A 22,255-nucleotide genomic window follows, 5' to 3' on the forward strand; every position below is an offset into this window, starting at 1 on the left:
TAGATTGATTTTTGCGTGGTGAGTTGTGAAGCTGACGACCATCAAGATCACGCTTGTAAGCCATTGAACGTGAAAAAAGGAGGTGCAATGCCAGATCTGAGTTTTATCCACCTGTCTGCTTTTTATGAACTCACTGCGCTGGTGGTATTAGCCGCGGCACTGGGTTTTATCGGCGTGTTGCTGCGCCAGCCTATGATTGTCAGCTTTATTGCCGTAGGGGTGATAGCCGGTCCTTCGGCGTTGAATATTGTTCAATCCCATGCACACATAGAACTGCTTGCCGAACTGGGCATTGCTGTACTGCTATTTCTGGTTGGCCTTAAGCTCGACCTTAAACTCATTCGCACACTCGGGCCGGTCGCACTGGCCACCGGACTGGGACAGGTTGCGTTTACCTCTGCCATTGGCTTTGTACTCGGAAAAATGCTGGGGCTGGATACCGTTACCGCTGTGTATGTGGCCGTCGCGCTGACCTTCTCCAGTACCATTATCATAGTTAAACTGCTATCCGATAAACGCGAAGTCGACTCCCTGCATGGACGCATAGCTGTGGGCTTTTTGATAGTTCAAGATTTAGTAGTGGTACTGGCCATGATGGTGCTCTCGGCCATGGGCATAGGGGCACAGTCGGGCGGCACGCAATCCGCCCTGGCTCAGGTTGGCAGTGTACTGCTTTATGGGTTGATCATGCTGGCATTTGTCCTGGTGTTTATTCGCTATCTGGCAACGCCACTGGTCAGCCGAATAGCACGCTCTCAGGAGCTACTCATCACCTTTGCTATCGGCTGGGCCACCTTACTGGCGGCGATAGGCAGCCAACTGGGCTTTAGTAAAGAGCTGGGCGGCCTGCTGGCAGGTATCTCTTTGGCATCTACCCCATTCAGAGAAGCCATTGTTGCCCGCTTAGCCTCATTACGCGACTTTCTGTTACTGTTTTTCTTTATCGCCCTGGGCACCCAGCTGGATCTCAGCTTACTTGGCTCACAAGTTTTCCCAGCGCTGATACTCTCTTTATTTGTGTTAATTGGCAACCCAATTATTGTGATGGTGATCATGGGGCTTATGGGCTATCGCAAACGCACCGGCTTTCTGGCGGGATTAACCGTCGCACAGATCAGTGAGTTCTCCCTGATCTTTATGGCCATGGGACTCACCATAGGTCATGTCACAGCCGACTCTTTAGGACTGGTCACGCTGGTGGGCCTGATCACTATCGCGATGTCGGTATATATGATCACCTATTCTCACGGTTTGTATAACAAGCTGGAACGCTGGTTAAGTGTGTTTGAACGCGACCAGCCATTCAGAGAAGCTGCGCTGGAAAACCAGCCCTCGTCTGAGCAGGCTTACGATGTCATTCTGTTTGGTCTTGGCCGTTACGGTAAGGCACTGGCTCACTACCTGCAAAAAGAAGGATTCAGTCTGCTGGCTGTGGACTTTAACCCCGACGAAGTCAGACGCTGGCGCAACGATGGCCACCTGGTGATGTATGGCGATGCCAGTGATCCAGCTTTTGTGAACGACCTGCCGCTACAAGGTGTTAAGTGGGTGGTATCAGCCATGCCACAACATGATTTGGGGGTAACACATGAAGACCCCCGTCTGGCGCTACTGGATGGGTTGAAACAACAACATTATAGCGGCGGTATTGCCATTTCAACCCAGCACCAGCATGACCAACCCCTGTTAGAAGAAAGAGGCGCAACCCTGGTACTGATGCCATTTCATGACGCCGCTGAACGGGCGGTAGAGCGGGTAAAAGCAGCGACCCCAGCCAGCACTCATACAGAGGTGAATAATGACACGATTTAACAGAATTTTATGTGTGGTAGACCCAGAAGCAACAATGGACGCCGCCGTGGTACAGGCGCTCCGCCTCGCACAAGATAATCAGGCAGACATCACTTTTATTTCAGTACTGAAAGAGGTCAAACACTGGCGCACCTTCTTTACCAGTAAAGCGGAGTATGCCAGTAAGCTTACTGAGCTGCTTGCCAATAAGCGGGCCGCTATCGATGCGAAAGTTAAAGCACAGGATAACGACCAGGATCCCAATATCATCGTTTGCACCGGGATCGGCTTTATCGAGATCATCAGGCGCGCGATCGATGAACAATGCGATCTGGTGGTAAAATGCGCCGAAGACGCAGACTGGATGGATCGCATGCTTGGCAGTGAAGACATGCACTTATTGCGCAAATGCCCCTATCCCGTATTGATGCTAAAACCCGGCCAGCTTGATGCCTTTGGCAAGATCCTGGCCACGGTCGACGTGAACGACAGCTTCAGAGAGCTGGATGATGAACAAGTGCAGGACAAACTCAATCAGGCCGTGATGGAATACAGCGTGTCGTTAAGCCTGCCTGAGCTGTCTGAGCTGCATGTGGGCAGCGCCTGGGATGCTTACGCCGAAGACTGGCTGCGTTACGGCACCTTTGCCCATCAGTCGGACGAACAGGTGGATGACTATGTAGAACAGGGGCGCAGAGACTGTGCCACTAAGCTAGCCCGGCTGGTGACAAAAATGGATGCACGGTTCGACAAGTCTGCCGTTCAGTACCTGCAACCCAGACTGCATCAGGTCAAAGGCAAAGCCAGCAAAGAGATCCCCCTGCTGGCACAAAAACACCAAATCGACTTAATTGTGATGGGCACAGTCGGCCGTGTCGGCATTCCGGGTTTGATCATAGGCAACACCGCCGAATCTATACTGGAGCAAACCCAGTGCTCCATACTGGCCATAAAGCCCAAAGGCTTTCAGACGCCAATCAAGTAACCAGGTTAACTCTGTGGTCCACCGGCTGACGAGTCGTGGGCCATTTTTCTGGCTTTTCTCACTTCGCCGACGCCAATACTGCTATCGAGCTTTTATCCTCGTACAGTCAAACTGTACTCAATGGGCAAAAGCTATCCCATTGTCATACATCACAAAATACCGTTTAATAAAGGTATAAAACCCCATATCAGAATCATGCGGGGTTAAGCAGTTTAAAAGGAATATTGATGTCAGAACACAATCCCGAACTATCCCCAGAGATCCAAGCACTGTATGAGCAAGCCCAAAGTGGCGATGCCGAGGCACAAAATGAGTTGGGCGATGCCTATTATTTTGGTGAGGGAGTCGAGCAAAATTATGAGAGAGCCGCTTATTGGTTTGGACTATCCGCAGAACAGGGATACGCAGATGCCCAGTGCAACTTGGGCTTTATGTACGAACAAGGAACAGGCATAGCGCAAAGTGATGAGAAGTCGTTTGTATACTATCAACTAGCTGCAGAGCAGGGAAACGCAAATGGTCAGTACAATTTGGGTGTGATGTATAGAAATGGTGTAGGCGTAGCGCAAAGTAATGAAAAAGCAGTTGAATACTACCAGTTGGCCGCAGAGCAGAGACATGTCGATGCCCAATGCAACTTGGGCTTTATGTACGAACATGGAAAAGGCATAGCGCAAAGTGATAAGAAAGAAGTTCATTACTATCGGTTAGCTGCGCAGCAGGGACATGCACTCAGTCAGTGCAATCTGGGTTTTATGTATGAGTTCGGCAAAGGTGTCAGAAAAAATTGTAAGAAAGCCGTCGAATATTACAAGTTAGCCGCGAAGCAAGAACACCCCCGCGCTCTAATCTTGCTGGCCCATTGTTACTTTGAAGGGGGAGTGGTTGTTCAAAGCTTTACAAAGGTAAAAACTCTGTGCGAGCAAGTAGTTAAAGACATTAAAGACACCGAACTAAGCTTTGAAGCCTATGAACTCTGCGATAGAGCAGAGCGCTTCGAAAAATCAGTGTCGATTAGTACCTTGAGAGAGGAAATACTCTCCTATCTTGAAGTCAGTAAAAACCTCTCAATGACCCACTACACCTCATTTGAAGTAGGCCAAGCAATTTTACTTGAAAAAAGCCCTTTCAGGCTGGGACATATTAATGCTGTAAATGATCCCAATGAAGGCAAACTACTTTGGCATGAACTAGGTTATGAGCCAATAGAAGGGAATCCTGTTTTCATAGGCTGCTTTTTACCCAAGAGCGATAACCTGAACATGTGGCGTTTTTACAGCAAGAATCATTTAAATGATGATGCCTGTGGCTGCGCCATTACCTTTAACCCACAAGACTTTTTCAATTATCGTTTATTAGAGGAACAGGGTTCTTTCTCCGAACAGTTAGAAGCAAAAAAGGCATTTGCTAATACAGGTCAATCACCACAGGAAAGTGCTGCGTTTTACCGAGTGCTCTACGTGCAAGATCAATTTGAGTTTGAAGATGATGACGAAAACAAAGTAAGTTCACTCTTTGCAAAGCTGAAAAAAGAAATTACTAAGTTTGTCGGTAAGAACCCGACGCCCGAAAAGCTGCAAATACTTGCCTGGCTGCTTGGCCCGCTGCCTTATTTGTTAAAAGATGCCAACTATAAAGATGAGCAGGAACACAGAGTGATCGTCTCGCATCTGGACTATGGTGCAAAAGAAATTAAAAGCGAGGACCCGGACTTTGCCACAGGCACTGCCCCGCGTTTGTATCTGGAGCTGCACAGAGACGACCATCTGGCCCCGATTGAGTACGTGACGCTCGGCCCTAAAGCCCCCAACAAAGAGATGATGGCACCGTACTGGCGCCACCAATTAGCCAGCAAGTTTTCTGCAAAGCTGGATATTCGCCCCTCACGCTGCGCTTATAAGTAGTAGAAGAGCTCCTATGTGGTTGCTGTCGGACGTTTTGCCGTTTCAACCACCAACAGGCCACTGGCGACGGCGACTGGCAGCCACATCGCCATTCGCGCTCTGAGTACAGCTGGTTCCATCCCCTGACGACGGGCGCTGTGTGCCAGCGCCTGTTCAAACGAGGCCGCATGATTGCAATGACTTAACAGATCTGCCTGCCAGTGAGTCAAAGGTTGGGCGATCAGCTGGCCATTTTGCTTGGTCAGGGCAATATAACGGGTTTCTCTGGCTGGCATGGCAGGCGATTCGGCGCCTTTCGTTTGACGATTTTCCAGCTGAGATAATAGGGGGAGTATATCGTACTCACTCACCAGTAAACGCACACAGTCAGGCACCATAATGTTCAGTGATGCACCGCCGCCCAGCAGTTCAAACTCGTTCAGTGCGAATTCTGCTGGTGGAATTTGCTCAGATCCTTTGGCAGCCAGCACTTCGGCTTTGGCACGTTCAAAACGGGCCAGCTCCACATACACCTCAAACAGCGTACTTTGGCTGGCGTTGAATTTACCTTGCGGCCAGGAGTTAGCCAAAAACCGTACAAACGCTTTACCCAAAGTATGAAAGGTCAAGGCCTGAGATGGTAAAGCCATCACGCATGCCTTGGCGAACACGTCAAAAACATCTTCGCCCATCAAGGCACATAGCAAACTAAATTCATCTTTCAGACACGCCTTCAGCCGCTTTGCATGTGCTGCGGAATACGTTTGCTGTTGATGTTCTGCGGCTAAATGAGATGCTGCTTTAGCGCCTTGTTTTAAAGACAGGCCAGATGTGAGCCACTTTTGTGACACATCACCATGAGAATTTGAAACATGAGACAACCAGTACTGCAACTGGCTGAGCTCCGGGGTTGAGTACGTCATTTTGCTACCGGTTTTAACTGTGTGCTAGGTCTGAGTGTTGATGCATTTCCCATACCATCAGCGTATAAAATAGCACCAATATTCACTAACCCATAACTATCAAAGGGTTCTGGTCTTTGCGTCTCTTTGTCTTAGAGTTCAAACCAGTCAAGCGACGGGTTATTGGCGTTTGATATCAGACACACTGATACGCCAGACGTCAAAATAAGCTGGTGGCGCTAAAGAAGAATCGGAAGGAAAAAGTCACGGCAATAAAAAGCCGGATCAGCGGCGTCGTTCAATCTCACATAAATCAGACGCGTGCTCGTCGCATTCATGCTGCTGCTTTGATTGAGGCACAGAGGTATCAGCACTCAGCTTGCGCTCGGCGTCTATATCAATGCCATTTGCCAGGCAGGCCTCTTTATAAGCCTGATGTTCTTGTGCGTTAACCACACCGTTGGACAAAGCCAGTGCCAGACCACCTGCCAGTTCGAGTTCGTGAGCGACCAGGTTACTGGCGGCACGCGGCGCCATTTTGATACTGGTAGATTCTTTGTAAACGCCACAATACTCATCAAAACTCACTTCGGTATGAGGCACAAAAACACAGCCCGACAAAAACACAGCACTGATTCCTGCTAAGGTGTATTTCCCTGACAACATAGTCATTATCATCCATATTTATCACTTTCAGGTAAGAGTATGCACTGCACTAAAATAATACAACGGGTTATGACATAAATCTGACGCAATCTTACATCTGCTGACATTTTGCCGGGCAACAGAGCGTAAAGCCCCTTTACACTCTATTACCCAAACCAACCATATATCCTACTGAGCAAGTTGCTTATATTGACGTCGGTACGCATGTAACAGAGGTTCAGTGTAACCATTCGGTTGTGCCTTACCGTCAAGCACTAACGCCAGGGCAGCCGAAAACGCCAGATTGTCCGCCATATTTTCGCCACTCATAGGCACATAGTGAGGATCATGACTATTTTGCTCGTCAACAATGGTCGCCATACGGACAAACGTACGCTTAACCTGTTCTTCGGTACAAATGCCATGATGCAGCCAGTTGGCAATGTGCTGACTGGAAATACGCAGAGTCGCTCTGTCTTCCATCAGGCCGATGTGATTAATGTCAGGGACTTTAGAACAGCCAATGCCCTGATCAATCCAGCGCACCACATAACCCAGAATGCCCTGCGCGTTGTTGTCCAGTTCAGTCTGAATATCCTCTTCGCTTAGCTGGCGCTCACCCAGCAATGGCGGTGTCAGCAGATCATCCAGGCTCGCCATCTGGCGCTGTGCAATTTGCTGTTGTAATGTGGCCACTTTCACATCGTGATAGTGCATCGCATGCAAGGTGGCAGCTGTGGGTGAGGGCACCCAGGCGGTATTCGCACCGGATTTAGGGTGAGCTAGCTTTTGCTCCATCATTAGCGCCATTTTGTCTGGCATCGGCCACATACCTTTGCCTATTTGTGCCTTACCGACAAACCCTGATGCCAGGCCTATATCTACGTTACGATCTTCATAAGCTGCTATCCAGGGTTGGGCTTTTATTTCGCCTTTAGGCAATACCGGACCTGCGAGCATCGAAGTGTGAATTTCGTCGCCGGTTCTGTCTAAAAACCCGGTATTGATAAACACCACACGGGATTGAGCTGCATTGATGCAGGCCTGCAAATTAACCGAAGTACGGCGCTCTTCATCCATGATCCCCATTTTCAGGGTATTAGCAGGCAAACCCAGCAACTCTTCAACGGCATCGAACAACTCACCGGTAAAGGCAACTTCTTCGGGGCCATGCATTTTGGGTTTAACGATATTGACACTTTGCGCACTGGAGTTTTTCAGTGCACCATCACCGTGCAGATCATGCAGCGCCGCAGTTGCGGTGATCACCGCGTCAACAATGCCCTCAAAGACTTCTTCTCCTTGCTCGTCTAAAATCGCCGGCGTGGTCATCAGGTGACCCACGTTACGCACAAACATCATCGCCCGGCCCTTGAGCGTAAGCGATCCTCCATCAGGCGTCAGGTATGTCTTATCTGCGTTTAGCGAGCGCACAACGGATTGACCGCCTTTTACAAACACCTCTTTGAGCGTGCCCTGCATCAGGCCCAGCCAATTGCGATAAACCTGCACTTTATCTTCGGCGTCTACCGCAGCCACTGAATCTTCACAATCCATAATGGTAGTCAGGGCCGATTCCAGAATAATGTCTTTGATCCCGGCCTTATCAGCCTCTCCGATCGGATCCTGAGGATCGATTAGGATCTCAAAATGCAGATCATTATGCTTAAACAACAGTGCCATCGGATTCTGTGGTTGTCCGTTATATCCGACAAACTGTGCGGGCTCCATCAACTTAACCTGACTGGAGTCATTGAGCGTGATGATCAGCTCACCCTGAACCACTGCGTAGTTGGTACTTTCAATATGAGAGCCATGCGCAAGCGGCAACATACGATCCAACAATTGGCGGCCATAAGCCATTACTTTAAAGCCGCGCACCGGGTTGTAAGCACTCGCGCGCTCCGCGCCGTCTTCTTCGGATAGTACGTCGGTACCATAGAGTGCGTCGTATAGAGAGCCCCAGCGGGCATTTGCCGCATTCAATGCAAAGCGAGCATTACTCACAGGCACCACCAGCTGAGGACCGGCGATACGGGCAATTTCGGGTTCAACCTGCGCTGTGGTAATGCTCTGTGCTTCAACCGCAGGCACCAAATAACCTATGTCGGTCAGAAATGTCCGATATTTTTCAGCATCCCAGCCAGGGTTGGCTAAATGGTAGTCATCAATTTGCTTTTGCAATTTATCGCGCTTTTCCAACAGTGCACGGTTTTTGGGGGTGAGCGTACGAATAATATTGGCAAAGCCAGACCAGAAGTCGTCTGCGTTAATTCGGGTGCCAGGCAACAGCGCCTGATCGACAAAGTCAAACAGGCGCGTATCGATACGTAAACCGGCCTGTAAAATATGAGAGCTCATGTGAGTGATCCTTGATCGGGTTTGAACGGGTCACTTTAAAATAAGCCAAATTCGGTAAAAACAAACCCCTTTTACCATTCACAATAAATATACTGGTAATAACAACTATAAATTTAAAAAATTCCACTGGTCGGTCTAGTGTTTATTTAAACGCCAGCAAGCACTCTCACACTCGCAACCTGGCGAACATACATAAACCAGTTAGCTTAAACCCGTTCGAAGGAATTTTGTTATGAGCAGTTATACCTCTCAAATTGATCGTCTTACTACACTGTGCCAGTCTCAGGGCAATGCATGGCAGGGCATTAACCCTGAATTTGCAACCCGCATGCATTTACAAAACCGCTTTAAAACGGGTCTGGATATCGCCAAATATACCGCAAAAATCATGCGCGAAGACATGGCGGCTTATGATGCTGACAGCAGTCAGTATACGCAGTCTCTGGGTTGCTGGCATGGCTTTACTGCTCAGCAAATGATGATGGCTATCAAACGTCACAATAAAACCACTAAGCGCTCTTATGTATACCTGAGTGGCTGGATGGTCGCCGCGCTTCGCTCTGAATTCGGCCCGCTGCCTGATCAGAGTATGCACGAAAAAACCGCTGTGCCTAAACTGATTGAAGAGATCTACACCTTCTTAAAACAAGCCGATGCACGTGAACTCGACCACCTCTACAAGGCACTGGATGAAGCCAAGGCACAGGGCGGTGATGTGCAAGCAATCACAGCACAAATCGATAATTTTGAAACCCATGTGGTGCCTATCATTGCAGATATCGATGCCGGTTTTGGTAACGAAGAAGCCACTTATCTGCTGGCCAAACAAATGATTGAAGCGGGTGCCTGTGCCATCCAGATTGAGAACCAGGTATCGGATGCCAAACAATGTGGCCACCAGGCAGGTAAAGTCACAGTACCTCATGAAGACTTCCTGGCGAAAATTAATGCAGTACGTTACGCCTTCCTCGAGCTGGGCGTAGAAGAGGGCATTATTGTTGCCCGCACTGACTCTTTAGGTGCCAGCCTGACTCAGAAAATTCCGGTCTCGAAAACGCCTGGCGATCTGGCCAGCCAGTACAATGCGTTCCTGGATACCACAGTGATCTCAAGCGTAGCCGACCTGGAAGAGGGAGATATGGTGATTAAACAGGAAGGTGAGCTGCGTAAGCCGGTGCGTCTCGACAATGGCCTGTACCAATTTAAAGAAGGTACCGAAAAAGACCGCGTGGTACTCGATTGCGTTACCAGCTTACAATCAGGCGCCGATCTGTTGTGGATTGAAACCGAAAAGCCCAATGTAGAGCAAATTGCCGAGCTGGTTAACCGCGTGCGTGAGCAAGTACCGAACGCCAAACTGGTTTATAACAATTCTCCGTCATTCAACTGGACCCTGAAATTCCGTGAACAGGTTTATGCACAGTGGCAGGCACAGGGTAAAGACTTGTCTGCATATCCGGATCCCAGCCAAGATCCCAAAGCATTAATGGCACCAGAGCTGGATCAGTCAGAACTGGCAGCTGAAGCGGATACAAAAGTACGTACCTTCCAGCGTGATGGGGCTGCTCAGGCCGGTATTTTCCATCACCTGATCACTTTACCTACGTATCACACAGCGGCACTGAGTACCGACATTCTTGCAGAAGGCTATTTTGGCGACCTGGGTATGCTTGCATACGTCCGCGATGTTCAAAGACAAGAGATCCGCCGCGAACAAGCGTCAGTGAAGCATCAGGATCTGGCAGGCTCTAACATAGGTGATACGCACAAAGAGTACTTCAGCGGTGAGAATGCGCTGAAAGCCGGTGGCGAAGCCAACACCATGAACCAGTTTTAATTGTCATAAAGTTCCTTAATCAAGCAAGGGCCTCCGGGCCCTTTTTTAGATCAAGTTTTTACCAGCTTTGGGGCGTCACGGTTGCCTATGCTCCCAACTCCCCACATCGAGAGTCAATGCTCAGCGAGCTGACTTCTATTATTACCAGCCAGATAAATGACGGATCAACATTTTACCTGCGCGGGCAATCGAGATCAGGATTTTATCAGCAAAGCGTTATTCAGGAGTTTTCCGATAAAAAAAGCGAAAAGAAGCAGGTTGTACACCCAGTTTCGGTTTAAAAAGTGGTAAAAACCACGCATTTTTAGCTGAAAAATTCGACTAGACGCAATAATAAACACGCCTTAGGCCACATTTTTACTAACTCCGGTGTCCATAAATCAAATTTTTACTAAGTCAGCATCGAGATAAAACAAAATTTTACTAACTAGACAAACAACAAATCATTTTTTTACCAACTCAGCAAACTGTAAACCCCCTTTACAACTCCATAATTGCACCACAATTATTTCATACTCTGAAAAAAGTCTTATGTGCCACTTAAAAATTATGAAAAAAATACTGCTTCAATCAGCTTTTGCGTTACTCAGTATAGTCTCTGTAAATGCTCAGGCTACCAGCTCGACAATCACTTTGCAGGAAATCAAAAAGCTTGAACTATCGGGCAATTACGAGCAAGCACTCAGCAGTCTGACCCCGTTTTATAACCATGCAGACTCACAAAAGCAATTGAATGCGCGCTTTCTTGAAGCATACATCTATCGGAAAAAAGGCAGCCACCAGCAGGCCGTTGATAAGCTTGAAAACCTGCATAGAAAGTTTCAATTGGATAATGAAAACCAGTTTCAACTTTATAAGGAGTTAGGTATTAATTATCGGCGGATGGGCAAGTTAGAACTAGCAGAAAAAAATTACAGACTGGCACTAGAAACTGCTAAAGCGATGAATAACAAAGACTTGATAGGTCAGAGTTATTCTAATTTGGGTACTCTATACGATTTCAGAAATGAACTCGCTGTTGGCATGCAGTTCCAGTTAAAAGCCAGAGATGCTCTGAAAGGCAGTCAAAATCACGGTATTGTTGCAAACAACTACTACAACCTGGGTGACATGGCAGTTCGCTTCAATGATCTTGAGCAGGCTGAGTTCTTTTTTACTAAGGCATTAATCGCAGATAAAAAAGCGGGTGAACTTAACCATATTGCCGGCACTGCATTACGGCTTGCTCAGGTGACCTTCAAACGAAAAAACTACTTACAGGCAGTTGAAAAAACCACTGAGGCAATTGAACTACTTGAGCAAATTCCAGCCAATGTCAGCCTAGCCCGTGCACATCAGCAACTCAGTCAAGCCTATATAAAACTTGAAAAGGGAGTTCAGGCAGAAGAACATGCGAAACTCGCAATGCACTATGCCTCTCAAAGCGATAACGTGATCCAAACTTTTCACGCTCACGTCAACATGGCAAGAGCGTACTTTTATCAAAAAAAGCCTGAGCTCGCGCAACCACACTATGAATGGTTGACACGTTTTATGGCAAAAGAAAGTGTGAATGATTACCTATCTCAGCATTATTATAATCTGAAAGCCAAATTTGACTTTCAGCAAGGTCGTCATCAGGAAGCATATGAAGCTCTGAGTCAGGCAAATACTTTTTTTGCCCAAAATATTGAAAAAGCCAACTCTGAGCAGGCACTTACCCACAAGCGCACCATAGATACGGTGATGCAGCAGCAACGTCTGGATGACTCAGAACATCACCGCAAGCTGACGGAAAGCCAGTTACGCAATGCGCAGCTCATGCAGCGTATGTGGCTATTTGTTGCCCTGACCTGCTTATTGCTGGGTATTTTAATCAGTTATATTTTGTATAGTAAAAATAAAACGGCACGCCTGAAAGCCAACCTGTATCAACAGAACCTCAAACAAAAAGATCAAATGCTGGCCGACATTTCTCACGAACTAAGAACCCCGTTGAGTGTACTCAAACTGCATATTGAGGCTTTGGAATATAACCTGCTTGATGACGATACTCTGGCATACAGCAAAATCAATGAGAAAATATCCCAGCTTAATCACCTGATCTCAGACGTTTATCAACTTTCTCAGGCTGATAACCAGGCCATGGTCGTCAATAACCAACCTTATTGCACCCGAACGCTTGCCGACAGTTACTGTTATGATATTAAGCGGCTGGTGAAAAGCAATGGGTTGCATTTTAGTGCCGATATTTCGATCCCAACAGGTGCCAGTGTATTAATAGACAAACCCAAACTGGACAGAGTCATAGATAACCTGGCAAAAAATGCCTGCTTGTACACAGACAAGCCAGGCCAGGTGCGTGTAAAAATTCGACAAAACTGTGAAGGGTTAATCATTCAATTGGAAGACTCATCTCCTGGCGTATCAGACAATGAGAAACCACGCTTGTTCGAGCGGTTATACCGAGTAGAAAGCTCACGAAGTCGCGCAACAGGCGGGTCAGGTCTGGGACTATCTTTATGTAAAAGCCTGGTGGAATCCATGTCAGGCGAAATTGAGCTCAGGGATAGCAGACTAGGGGGCCTATCTGTGCGGGTTACATTGCGACAAGTAGCGTCTGAATTACCAGCCAAAAAGCACAGCAGCAGTCAGGTCAATGCATGATCTAATCATAAATCAGGTCGCCATGTATCTGACGACCTAATCAATCCGCAGTGAGTCTCAGCTTTGCGTTTACTTTGACAAAAATCGCACCAGAGTAGCAACCCTGTATTTTTCTGATATTTAATGGCTTGTACGTCACTGCCAAACCTCTATACATTGCACTACTGACTTACAGCACCAGCTGGGCATGATGGTGTTGTAAGTCCCTTCGACAAGTTTTATTTCATGCTGATTCAGAAGGGTATCAGGCAGCCCGTGACTCTTTTTCATACTAACTTTGCTCACTGTCTGATTGTTATAGCAACACACCCAAGGCTTGCAGACACAGCAACCTATGCACCAGCCAGTTCAACCAAACGACAAAAACTAACATCATTGTCGCTCATGAGCTCCCTCCGTTAAAGTGTGCAGGCTGGAATCAACCATAAGGTATAGATGATTGTCATTTATTATCTGTGGGTATGACTGGCAGAATTATTTAAGTACCAAAGAAACCCTATTGATAATCGTCACCAGAAAAACCATGTCCATTTCTTGCACACCACATAAACAATACAAATTAATCTTTTCTTAACTGCTCCGATCAGAGAGAACACAAGATGGCCTCCATTTTCTTTCCACAATGATTGGTTTTAATAAGCAATATACACGGGAGGAATAGTCTATGACACAGCGTACTATGAAACACAATGAATGGGTAAAAATTGTTGAATCCAGACATCGTCAAAAAAAGCAAAACACGACAGTAAAAACCACATTACCAATCTGGTCTATGTTACTGGGTGGCTTTATCATTCTTTCTGCTGCATGGTCTTATTTTGTTGATAGCTCATCTGAAGAAGTTCAGATCGCAGCGATTGATTCAAGCGCCCAAAAACGTATTACGCGCTACTTTTCTAAGCAGTTCATGATGGGCAGCTGGAAATTCAATAATATTGATTTTAAAAGCGGCGAGCTAAATGTATTTATTCAGATCCCAACCAAATTGGCGATGTCTAAAAATGAAGTTAAGGAATATATCCGCAACTCATTATGTCCTGCAGCCAACAGTCGAGTGTGGCAAGATGTACAAAATAACGACATGTATATTTATTTATATACAGACATGCCTCGCAGGGGCGAGTACGCTTTGTGTAATAGCTGATCATACGTAAATAAAAAGGGGCCTGATGGCTAATGCCAGTCAGTTAAGCTGACTGGCATTGTTTTTTCTAGCTGGGTACTTACTTGGCTTTGGTTTTATGGCTCGAGGATAGACCCGATCTTCTCGTCGTGTCGGCAGCTCAAAGTGACCCAATGTTTGTATTAACATCTCATAGTGTTTTGGGATGTTTCCCGGGCTGGCGAGGGGGAGTCGCCCTAAGTAACTTAATATCGCGTTGGCGCAATTACTAAAGCTTAATTGGTTGGCCCATATTCCTTTACGAGATGCCGCTTGAGTCATCACCTGACGCAGCAAGTTGTACCCCAGGAGTAAGCCCCACAGCTCTTGCTCAACCATATCTGATTTTTTGCTTCTCAGCGTATATTCATTGTTTAAAAGTGTCTGCTTGATTTCTCTATAACCCAATTCTATTTCCCAGCGGTGGCTGTAAAGCTCAACTATTTCTTCTCCAGGAAACCTCTGTGCATCTATCATCGATGTGAGTATTTGATATTCTTTGTTTTTAATTTTCTTCGTCACTAGCCGAGCTTCTACATAAGCAGGTAAATCAGGTGATTGCTTATGAGATTGTGGAGTTGTTTTCAAGCGCACCAACTTGTCTAAGCGACCATTAGATTTAATCACTTCAAACTGAAGCCCTTTCTTAACCGGTATTAACCAGTGCCTCTGCGTGCCATGTGTTTGCCATTGGTGGAGTAGGTTTAGTGAGTAGAACCCTTTATCGAACATCGTGAGGCTGTGGTCTGGCGTGGTGCCAACTAATTTGTCTGCCAGCTTCATTTCATTGGTTTTATATCCGCTGAACGCACTGCTGATAAGTTGATGGCTGGTCAGCTCCATATGACACACCATCCGAATTTGGGGAAAAGCGGTTTCACCATGCTGATTGCTGGGGGAACCAAAACGTTCACGATTTTCAGGCGTGTCTTGAGCTCGCCAAGTAACACCGTCGACGGCCAGAAGGTTTAACCCGCACCAAGTTTCAAAGTTTGCTTGCTGATAATAGTGCGCAGCCATCATTTCAAAGGCATTTTTGACACTGTCTTTACCGAGTCTTCGCCTCCCCTGAACAAGTGCGCTTGGGGCGATTAATTTGTTATCTCCAGGCAGAGCAATTTCCATGTGGGAAGCTAAATCCCAAACTGACTGTTGGCGAAAGAAGCTCATACCAATCACAGTCCACATCACAGCCTCAAGTGGAAGTCTGCGTTTTCTGATAGTTGCAACGCCAGCGCGTTGAAAGGCTTGCTCCAGTATTTCTGCATCCAGAAAGTGATTAAGCTTTTCAAAGGTAACACTTTCGGGCAGTTGCTCAAACGCACTGCAAAAGGCTTGTTCTAAAGACATAAAAAAATCCAATATCAGAAATGATATTGGATTTTGAAGCCTTTAAAAGATCGGTCAACTGATCTATTTAATTCTTAACTGATCGGCATTAGGCCTGATGGCCCCTTTTTATTGTCTTAAATATCAGGTTAACGTCATTTATCTACTAAAAAATAAAACCATAACTTAACAGCTACATCGAAAACTACTCTATATCTGCGGAAGGTGCGCTCCAGACTAGAGCAAGGACCATAAGCGGAAGGGCTGGAAAGTAATAACGCTTAAGACTGGGCGCATTACACAGCTTATTAAATTACCTGATACTAAAAATGCCACCTGCTTATTTATCGATAAACGTTGATAGCCTGAACTTTCGGGTAACTCGTTCCAAAGCCCGAAAAGCAACCATTTCCGAATATCGCAATATTTCTACCGGCCATAAACGCGGCTAGCAACGTAGAATAATGTCTCTTTCCACTTTCTGTATTGGTATCTATCCAGACAATTTGTTTTTGAGCACAGCCTATGCTGTTGGCATCGTTTGCAGTTATATAAACCCTCACACCCATGGGCTCTGAGTTTATAAAGTCGACACGTGCACTTCTATCTTTTGTTACCCAGCCCGAAGAGAGCGCGCTAAAACTTGTTACGGCGAATAAAGCGCCAAAAATTGCTTTTTTCAAAATTGTTCCTTATTTATATTATCGACAAAGATTCGCAGAAAATAATATCGTAATTATAAAAGGTACACAAAATTAAAAGTGGTTGTTGTGACCTGATCGTCTATCACTCCAACTCAAGCTTCGCTTTTTCAGTTAACTCGCTCGGTAATTCGCGAGACACTGAGACACCCAGCTCTTTAAACTCCGAAGCCTGTTTAATCAAGTTCCCTTTTCCGCTGTACAGCTGTGCCATGGCTTTATCGTACCCTTCCCGAGCTTTATCAAGTTGTTTGCCAACGCTTTCTAAGCTATGTAAAAATGCATTTAGTTTGCTGTAAAATTTTTCAGCACGTAGCGCCAGTTCTTTACTGTGTTTACTCTGTTCTTCAAAACGCCATAACTGCTTGACGATATTCAGGCTCGTTAATAATGTTGTCGGCGTAGCAATCAATACTTTGTTCTCAAGCGCATACTGATATAAATCGGGTGCATATTTGATGGCCTCAACAAAAGCAGATTCAACCGGAATAAACATAATCACCACTTCTGGCGAATTCAATCCGGGTAAGCGCTCATAAGATTTATCCCCGAGCTCTTTTACCCTTGCCTTTACCGCTTCGACGTGAGCGACAATCGCCTGATTTGCGTCGCTATCTCGCTCTGCGTTTACGTAACGGGTATAAGCGTTCAGAGAGGTTTTAGCATCAACAACAAGATGACGTTCCTGGGGCAGATAAACAATCACATCGGGGCGATATTTGCCTTCTTCGGTAGAAAAACTCACTTCGCGCTGATAGTCATTACCCGGGCGCAAACCGGCACTATCCAGCACGTTCTCTAACATTAGTTCACCCCAATTACCTTGAGTTTTCTTTTGCCCCTGTAACGCATTGGTAAGTTTGCTGGCCTGCTCGGTGATGGCCTGATTATTTGCCTGTAAGTGCAATAACTCGGTACGTAACGCTGCTCTTTGTTTCAGCTCTTCGCTATGAATAGCCTCCATTTTATCCCGAAAGCCTTTAAGCTCTCCCTGAACGGGCTGTAATAATTGAGAAATTTTATCCTGACTATGGCGAGCAAACTTTTCGCTTTTATCTTCAAAAATCTGTGTGGCCAGGTTTTCGAACTCCTGTTTAAGAACTAACTTAGACTGCTCCAGCTGTGCCAGCTGCGCATCAAAAGACTGCTGCTTCTGTACCAGCGTGGTTTTGACATCGGTTAGTTCAAGCTCAAGGCGATGCGCATAAGCTTGTGTATCCTGCGCCATGTCTTCAGCTTTTTGCCAGCGCGTCTGTAATTCGTTGATCTGGTTTTGCTTTTCAGCCAGTTTCGCTTGAAGCTGTTGGCAGTCTCCGTGTAGTTGCCAGTGTTGAGCCTGTGCCTGTTTTAGCTCATCGCTACGCAGCACGAGCTGCGCCTGTAACTGCTCGCTTTGCATCTCGAGCTGTTGCCGAAATGCCGTACTTCTCTGCCGAAACAAAAAATAGAGCGGAGCAAAAATACATGAAGCAAGTACTGCGCCCGTACCAAGCAAAGTAAAAATATGAGCAGGAGAGAGGGAGACCAAACTAGACCAAAACATAGGCATTCTCTTGATGTGACTATGCTTAGATAATATCAATTACACAGCCTAAATGCCTATTATATTGTGCTTTTCTAGAAATTAGTTTTGACAAGATGCGGCGCATGCGCGCCGTCATTTATGCGTCGAGCTGTTGCTCATTGAAGCGATAACCTGCACCATAGACTGATTCGACTATCTTGGGCGAACAATCGATTTGCTTTATCTTTTTTCGAATATTTTTGATGTGGCTATCGATAACGCGATCGGAGATATCAAAGTTATCGGGCTGAATATGGTCCAGGATTTGTTGACGCGAAAACACTCTGTTTGGAGACTGGTACAACATGGCAAACACATCGAATTCAACCTTAGTCAAAGACAGAGTATTGCCTTTGATAGCCACAATAAGCTGATCAACATCGACTACAATTGCAGCTTCCTGAGAGACGCTAGGAGCGCCCTGACAGCGACGTAGTATCGCTTTGATGCGCATAACTAGTTCAGCGGCACTGAATGGCTTACAGACGTAATCATCGGCACCAAACTCCAACCCCTTCAAACGGTCTGCCTCAGATACCTTAGCGGTCAGCATAACGATAGGGACCATAGAGAACTCACGGATCTGACGCATGCATTCAACACCATCCTGATTTGGCAGCATGATATCCATTAGAATGGCTTCCGGGTTGTTTGCTCTCACCCAGTCGACCACCAGCGCACCATCAGCAATATGAGAAATTTCGAATCCAGAAGCTTTAAAAAACAGCATTACCTGCTCTGCAATATCGTAATCATCCTCAACGATAAGAATATGGTGCTTAGAAGTCATTTAGCCTCTCGATTTAGCCTTAAGTTGTGAAAGCTGCCTTTTAACCTGACCTTTTAATTTATCCGACAGTGTTTCGTCAAACAGCAGCATGGTCAGAATACTCGCCAGATCTTCTGAACTGGCTACCTCATTCAGTAGATCATAATCACACTGTGACTGAGGTTCAATAAAGTTTAACTGTGAAATTGAATTTTCGTAGCACAACATAGCTCGCCCCTTGAGTCCATCACGTCCTAATTCGCCAATATGGTCATTAAAGTAAAACAATATGGATCAAATATGGAACAGCTTAAAAATGCGCAAAAAAAAGCCGGTTAACAGTTAACCGGCTCGATACAATACTTGTATTTAATAGGGGGAAATCAACAATATGCTTACTACACACTAGGCGTTAACAACAAGCATAATGATAGACCTCACCGGGTTCTAAAAAGTTCAGAAAAAATTAGTTTTTTATCATTTCGAGCATTTGCGCTTCATTGAACTGGGTCAAATTCACTCCAGCATCGGCAAATAATGCATCGACCAACGCCTGCTTGTCTTTTTGCATTTGATAGACCTTCTGCTCAATCGAGTTAGCAATGATCAGCTTATAGACGAATACAGGCTTATCCTGGCCAATTCGATAGGCTCTGTCTGTTGCCTGATTCTCAACGGCAGGGTTCCACCAGGGATCAAAATGGATCACAGTATCTGCCTGAGTCAGGTTCAGACCCGTTCCACCCGCTTTTAGGCTGATCAGGAAAACATCGACCTCTCCTTCAGTGAACTTTGCAATCACCTTGTCCCGCTGGCGCGTTTGCCCCGTAAGCATAGTGAACGGGATGTTTAACCCGTCACAATGGCTGGCTATCATATCGAGTACACTGGTAAACTGGCTGAAAATAATCACCTTACGACCTTCTTCGAGGAAAATCGGTAAGTGGCCAGACAACCAATCGAACTTTGCACTGTTAAATGAGCGCGTTTTGTCTACGAGGCTTGGATGACAGCAGATCTGACGAAGCTTTAATAATGCATCCAAAAAAGCCAGTTTGCTGCGCTCTACACCTTGCTCTTTGAACAAATCAAGTAAACTAGACTCAACTTTAGCCTGAACCTGGTGGTACATATCAGCCTGATCACCGCTAAATTCAAGCTTCTTAACCAACTCTGTTTTCGCTGGCAACTCACGCACAACCTCAGACTTCGTCCGACGCAAAATAAAAGGCGCAATCAGAGACTGTAGCTCTTTCGCGCGCCGGGTATCATTTTCTTTCTCAATGGGATGCTGAAAATAATGCTTAAATTGTTGTTTTGTACCCAGTACATCTGGCATCACAAAGTCGAGCAGCGATTTAAGTTCGAGCAAATTATTCTCAACAGGAGTACCACTGAGACACAGCTTAAACTCCGCGGACAGTTGTTTAACACACTTGGAGATTTGCGCCGTCTCATTTTTGATATACTGCGCTTCGTCGAGCACAATAGAGTCAAACTCCAGCTCGGAATAGTGCGCCAAGTCGCGCTTTAGTAACGGGTAAGTGGTAATGATAAACCGTGCGTTAGCCACCTGGTTGAGTTGTTTGTCGCGCTGAGCACCATGCACCGTCAACAAGGGAAGATGGGGCGCAAAGCGACGGAATTCGTTTTGCCAGTTACCGACCAAACTGGTTGGACACACTATCAGAGAAGGTTTTGTCACCAGAGTGTTGTGCTGGGAAATGAAATAAGCAATCACCTGGAGGGTTTTGCCCAGACCCATGTCGTCGGCAAGGATCCCCCCAAGCTGATGTCGGTTCAGGAACCTTAACCAATCAACGCCCTGAACCTGATAATCACGTAGCGTGAAATATTCACCCGTGCCAGATACTCCCTTAGCGTCAGTCGTCTCAGGTCTACTCAGCTCCTCCAGGTAATCAAGCAGACGCGGATCGTCTGATACACTTTGAACTGCCGTGAGATCAAACAGCTTACTTGCGTAGGAGAGCGGGAACTTGAACTGGGAGCTTGAAAGGTAATAGCTAAACCGGGCTTTAAGCTGTAATAATTCATCGTAAACCGCTTTAGGGATAGCATAAAATTGTTCTGCGATATTGATGTACTGGTAAACATTAGCCAGAGAATTCACTTCATGAGACGGTACTTTGTCCCAATCAAGCGTAACCAGTTTGTCATCGAACAACACACGGCCAATAACATGATGTTTTTTATCCCGTTTAAGCACCAAGGTCACTTTTGGGGTTAATACCGGACGGCCGCCTTGTAGTTCATCAACCTGCCATAGCTTACTTTGCAGGTAGGGGCGGACTTCGCTATTAAACCAATGATATGTAACATCATCATCATGTGGCAGTACAAAGTGGTTTTGCTGTGCTGAAAACCCAAGCCCATTCAGCATTTTTTCACAACGATTCAGTTGTTTGGCTTTTGAATAACGGCCTTCTTTATCGAGCAGAGACAATGCCAGCTTCAACGGGGCACCAGGCTCAATGCTCAATTTAGCAACCAATTTATCTTTGTTTACCAGGTGTTCGTGCCCCTGAGGCGGTGGGACTATGTTATCGGCGAAGACATCCTGAAAGCGTTTTATCACTGCTTCAATCTTTGTCGCGTTGATAAGCGGCATGGTATGCAAATGCGCAATTTCCTGAGCACTTAACTCAGATTCAATTCGCCCCAAAACCATATTCTCAGTATCCAGATAAACAGGCGGATCGGTTTTTATCAGTTGCCACTGTTCTACTCCGGTTAAATGACTGGTGAGGCGATATTCGTCTCGCTCCTGTTCCCAATCAAACTCCAGATGCTGCTTGTGGCCAAATGTCAGAGGCTTACGACTGCTTTGATAGAAACAACGCTTACTCTGCACTAACTGCTGCAACGCAGAAAATCCCCAACTCCCGGAGAGTTCGAAGTGACCGGGTGTATTTTGCGAGCGGATCCAAGAAAATAATCTGAAATCGCTCTCCAATATATCCTTTGGCGGCACCTGGCTGTTTAGTTGATGTTCGGTGAGTGCACGACCGAGCGGATATACTCCATCCGGTTTTTGTGGTGTGGTCTTAGGATTAACCAACAACTCATTTCCACGTGATTCAAGCACAAATAACAATACGTTGGTTACATCAAGATCATTGGCCTGTTGTAGTTGAGCCAGCTCATTAAACCAATCATTGACCAGATAAGACTCACCAAAGCCGCCTGAATGATCAATTTTTAACTTAAGCAATACTGCTGCGATATGACGACACTTCGGATTGTTAGAACACGTACATTGTGCCTCTACGGATGGGGTACCCTTGACTTGTTCAATCTTAATATGCTGAGTGAAGGTGTTGCCAAAATTGCCCATGACCTGAGCGTCAATTTTTGTAAAATCTTCAGAGTGCTCTAAAAAGCAGATCTGCTCGTCGTGCAAATACTGTTTGGCCTTGCTTAACAAGGCAGCATTAAAATACTGTTTGAGGAATCGCTCTGACAATGGAAACTGAGTCGATTGTTCCTGCTTAATTTCCTCAAATAGTGCTAGAAGTTGCTCTTTAGATAACTGCGAAGACATTCGTTTACAATAAAAAAGACGTAAAAGAGCAGTATATGAAATTACGTATTTGAGCTAAAGGGGCAAATGGCGATAAATTGGGAAAAAGTGACTGGTTGGATGACAACTGTATCGGGAA

At 46.1% G+C, this 22,255-nt stretch carries 15 protein-coding genes; 6 read left to right on the plus strand and 9 right to left on the minus strand.

Annotation, left to right across the window (positions count from 1 at the left end):
- Window positions 1-87: 87 nt before the first annotated feature.
- From CWC22_RS23870 to CWC22_RS23880, 3 genes are all read left to right on the plus strand, one after another.
- Window positions 88-1,812 (plus strand): cation:proton antiporter, encoded by a 1,725-nt coding sequence (locus CWC22_RS23870; protein ID WP_138539217.1) that lies wholly within the window; start codon window positions 88-90, stop codon window positions 1,810-1,812.
- Complete coding sequence (locus CWC22_RS23875; protein ID WP_138539218.1) at window positions 1,799-2,776, plus strand: universal stress protein; 978 nt, start codon at window positions 1,799-1,801, stop codon at window positions 2,774-2,776. Before CWC22_RS23870 ends, CWC22_RS23875 begins: the two co-directional genes overlap by 14 nt.
- 227 nt (window positions 2,777-3,003) lie before the next feature.
- Window positions 3,004-4,680, plus strand: coding sequence for a tetratricopeptide repeat protein (locus CWC22_RS23880; RefSeq protein WP_138539219.1), 1,677 nt, complete (start codon window positions 3,004-3,006; stop codon window positions 4,678-4,680).
- Between the two features lie 11 nt (window positions 4,681-4,691).
- Here CWC22_RS23880 and CWC22_RS23885 read toward each other — a convergent pair whose 3' ends face one another.
- From CWC22_RS23885 to CWC22_RS23895, 3 genes are all read right to left on the minus strand, one after another.
- Complete coding sequence (locus CWC22_RS23885) at window positions 4,692-5,582, minus strand: putative DNA-binding domain-containing protein (protein ID WP_138539220.1); 891 nt, start codon at window positions 5,580-5,582, stop codon at window positions 4,692-4,694.
- Window positions 5,583-5,846: 264 nt separating this feature from the next.
- Window positions 5,847-6,233: a hypothetical protein gene (locus CWC22_RS23890; protein ID WP_138539221.1), complete on the minus strand. Its 387-nt coding sequence runs from the start codon at window positions 6,231-6,233 to the stop codon at window positions 5,847-5,849.
- A gap of 162 nt (window positions 6,234-6,395) precedes the next feature.
- Window positions 6,396-8,567, minus strand: coding sequence for a malate synthase G (locus CWC22_RS23895; protein WP_138539222.1), 2,172 nt, complete (start codon window positions 8,565-8,567; stop codon window positions 6,396-6,398).
- 232 nt (window positions 8,568-8,799) lie between these two features.
- On the opposite strand from CWC22_RS23895, the gene CWC22_RS23900 reads away from it, so the two are divergent.
- The 3 genes from CWC22_RS23900 to CWC22_RS23910 all read left to right on the plus strand — a co-directional run bounded on the left by CWC22_RS23900 (window position 8,800) and on the right by CWC22_RS23910 (window position 14,194).
- On the plus strand, window positions 8,800-10,404 hold the full coding sequence (locus CWC22_RS23900; protein WP_138539223.1) for an isocitrate lyase: 1,605 nt from the start codon (window positions 8,800-8,802) through the stop codon (window positions 10,402-10,404).
- A gap of 549 nt (window positions 10,405-10,953) precedes the next feature.
- Window positions 10,954-13,050: an ATP-binding protein gene (locus CWC22_RS23905; protein ID WP_171045127.1), complete on the plus strand. Its 2,097-nt coding sequence runs from the start codon at window positions 10,954-10,956 to the stop codon at window positions 13,048-13,050.
- Window positions 13,051-13,714: 664 nt separating this feature from the next.
- Window positions 13,715-14,194 (plus strand): hypothetical protein, encoded by a 480-nt coding sequence (locus tag CWC22_RS23910; protein ID WP_125564653.1) that lies wholly within the window; start codon window positions 13,715-13,717, stop codon window positions 14,192-14,194.
- A gap of 39 nt (window positions 14,195-14,233) precedes the next feature.
- On the opposite strand, the gene CWC22_RS23915 is transcribed toward CWC22_RS23910, so the two are convergent.
- The 6 genes from CWC22_RS23915 to CWC22_RS23940 all read right to left on the minus strand — a co-directional run bounded on the left by CWC22_RS23915 (window position 14,234) and on the right by CWC22_RS23940 (window position 22,137).
- Window positions 14,234-15,562, minus strand: a complete 1,329-nt coding sequence (locus tag CWC22_RS23915; protein WP_195879859.1) for an IS4 family transposase — start codon at window positions 15,560-15,562, stop codon at window positions 14,234-14,236.
- A 323-nt stretch (window positions 15,563-15,885) separates the two neighbouring features.
- Window positions 15,886-16,224 carry a hypothetical protein gene (locus CWC22_RS23920; protein ID WP_125564651.1) on the minus strand — a complete coding sequence of 113 codons (339 nt, stop codon included), beginning with the start codon at window positions 16,222-16,224 and terminating at the stop codon, window positions 15,886-15,888.
- A gap of 103 nt (window positions 16,225-16,327) precedes the next feature.
- Entirely contained in the window at window positions 16,328-17,785 is a 1,458-nt protein-coding gene (gene rmuC, locus CWC22_RS23925) for a DNA recombination protein RmuC (RefSeq protein ID WP_125564650.1), read from the minus strand.
- 118 nt (window positions 17,786-17,903) lie between these two features.
- Entirely contained in the window at window positions 17,904-18,596 is a 693-nt protein-coding gene (locus CWC22_RS23930) for a response regulator (RefSeq protein WP_125564648.1), read from the minus strand.
- The gene (locus CWC22_RS23935; RefSeq protein WP_010381356.1) at window positions 18,597-18,803 is read right to left on the minus strand and encodes a hypothetical protein; all 207 of its coding nucleotides are present in this window, start codon (window positions 18,801-18,803) and stop codon (window positions 18,597-18,599) included. It abuts the gene before it with no gap.
- Window positions 18,804-19,041: 238 nt separating this feature from the next.
- Window positions 19,042-22,137: a DEAD/DEAH box helicase gene (locus CWC22_RS23940; protein ID WP_138539275.1), complete on the minus strand. Its 3,096-nt coding sequence runs from the start codon at window positions 22,135-22,137 to the stop codon at window positions 19,042-19,044.
- Window positions 22,138-22,255 lie beyond the last annotated feature (118 nt).

The organism is Pseudoalteromonas rubra, from assembly GCF_005886805.2.
Lineage (GTDB): Bacteria > Pseudomonadota > Gammaproteobacteria > Enterobacterales > Alteromonadaceae > Pseudoalteromonas > Pseudoalteromonas rubra_D.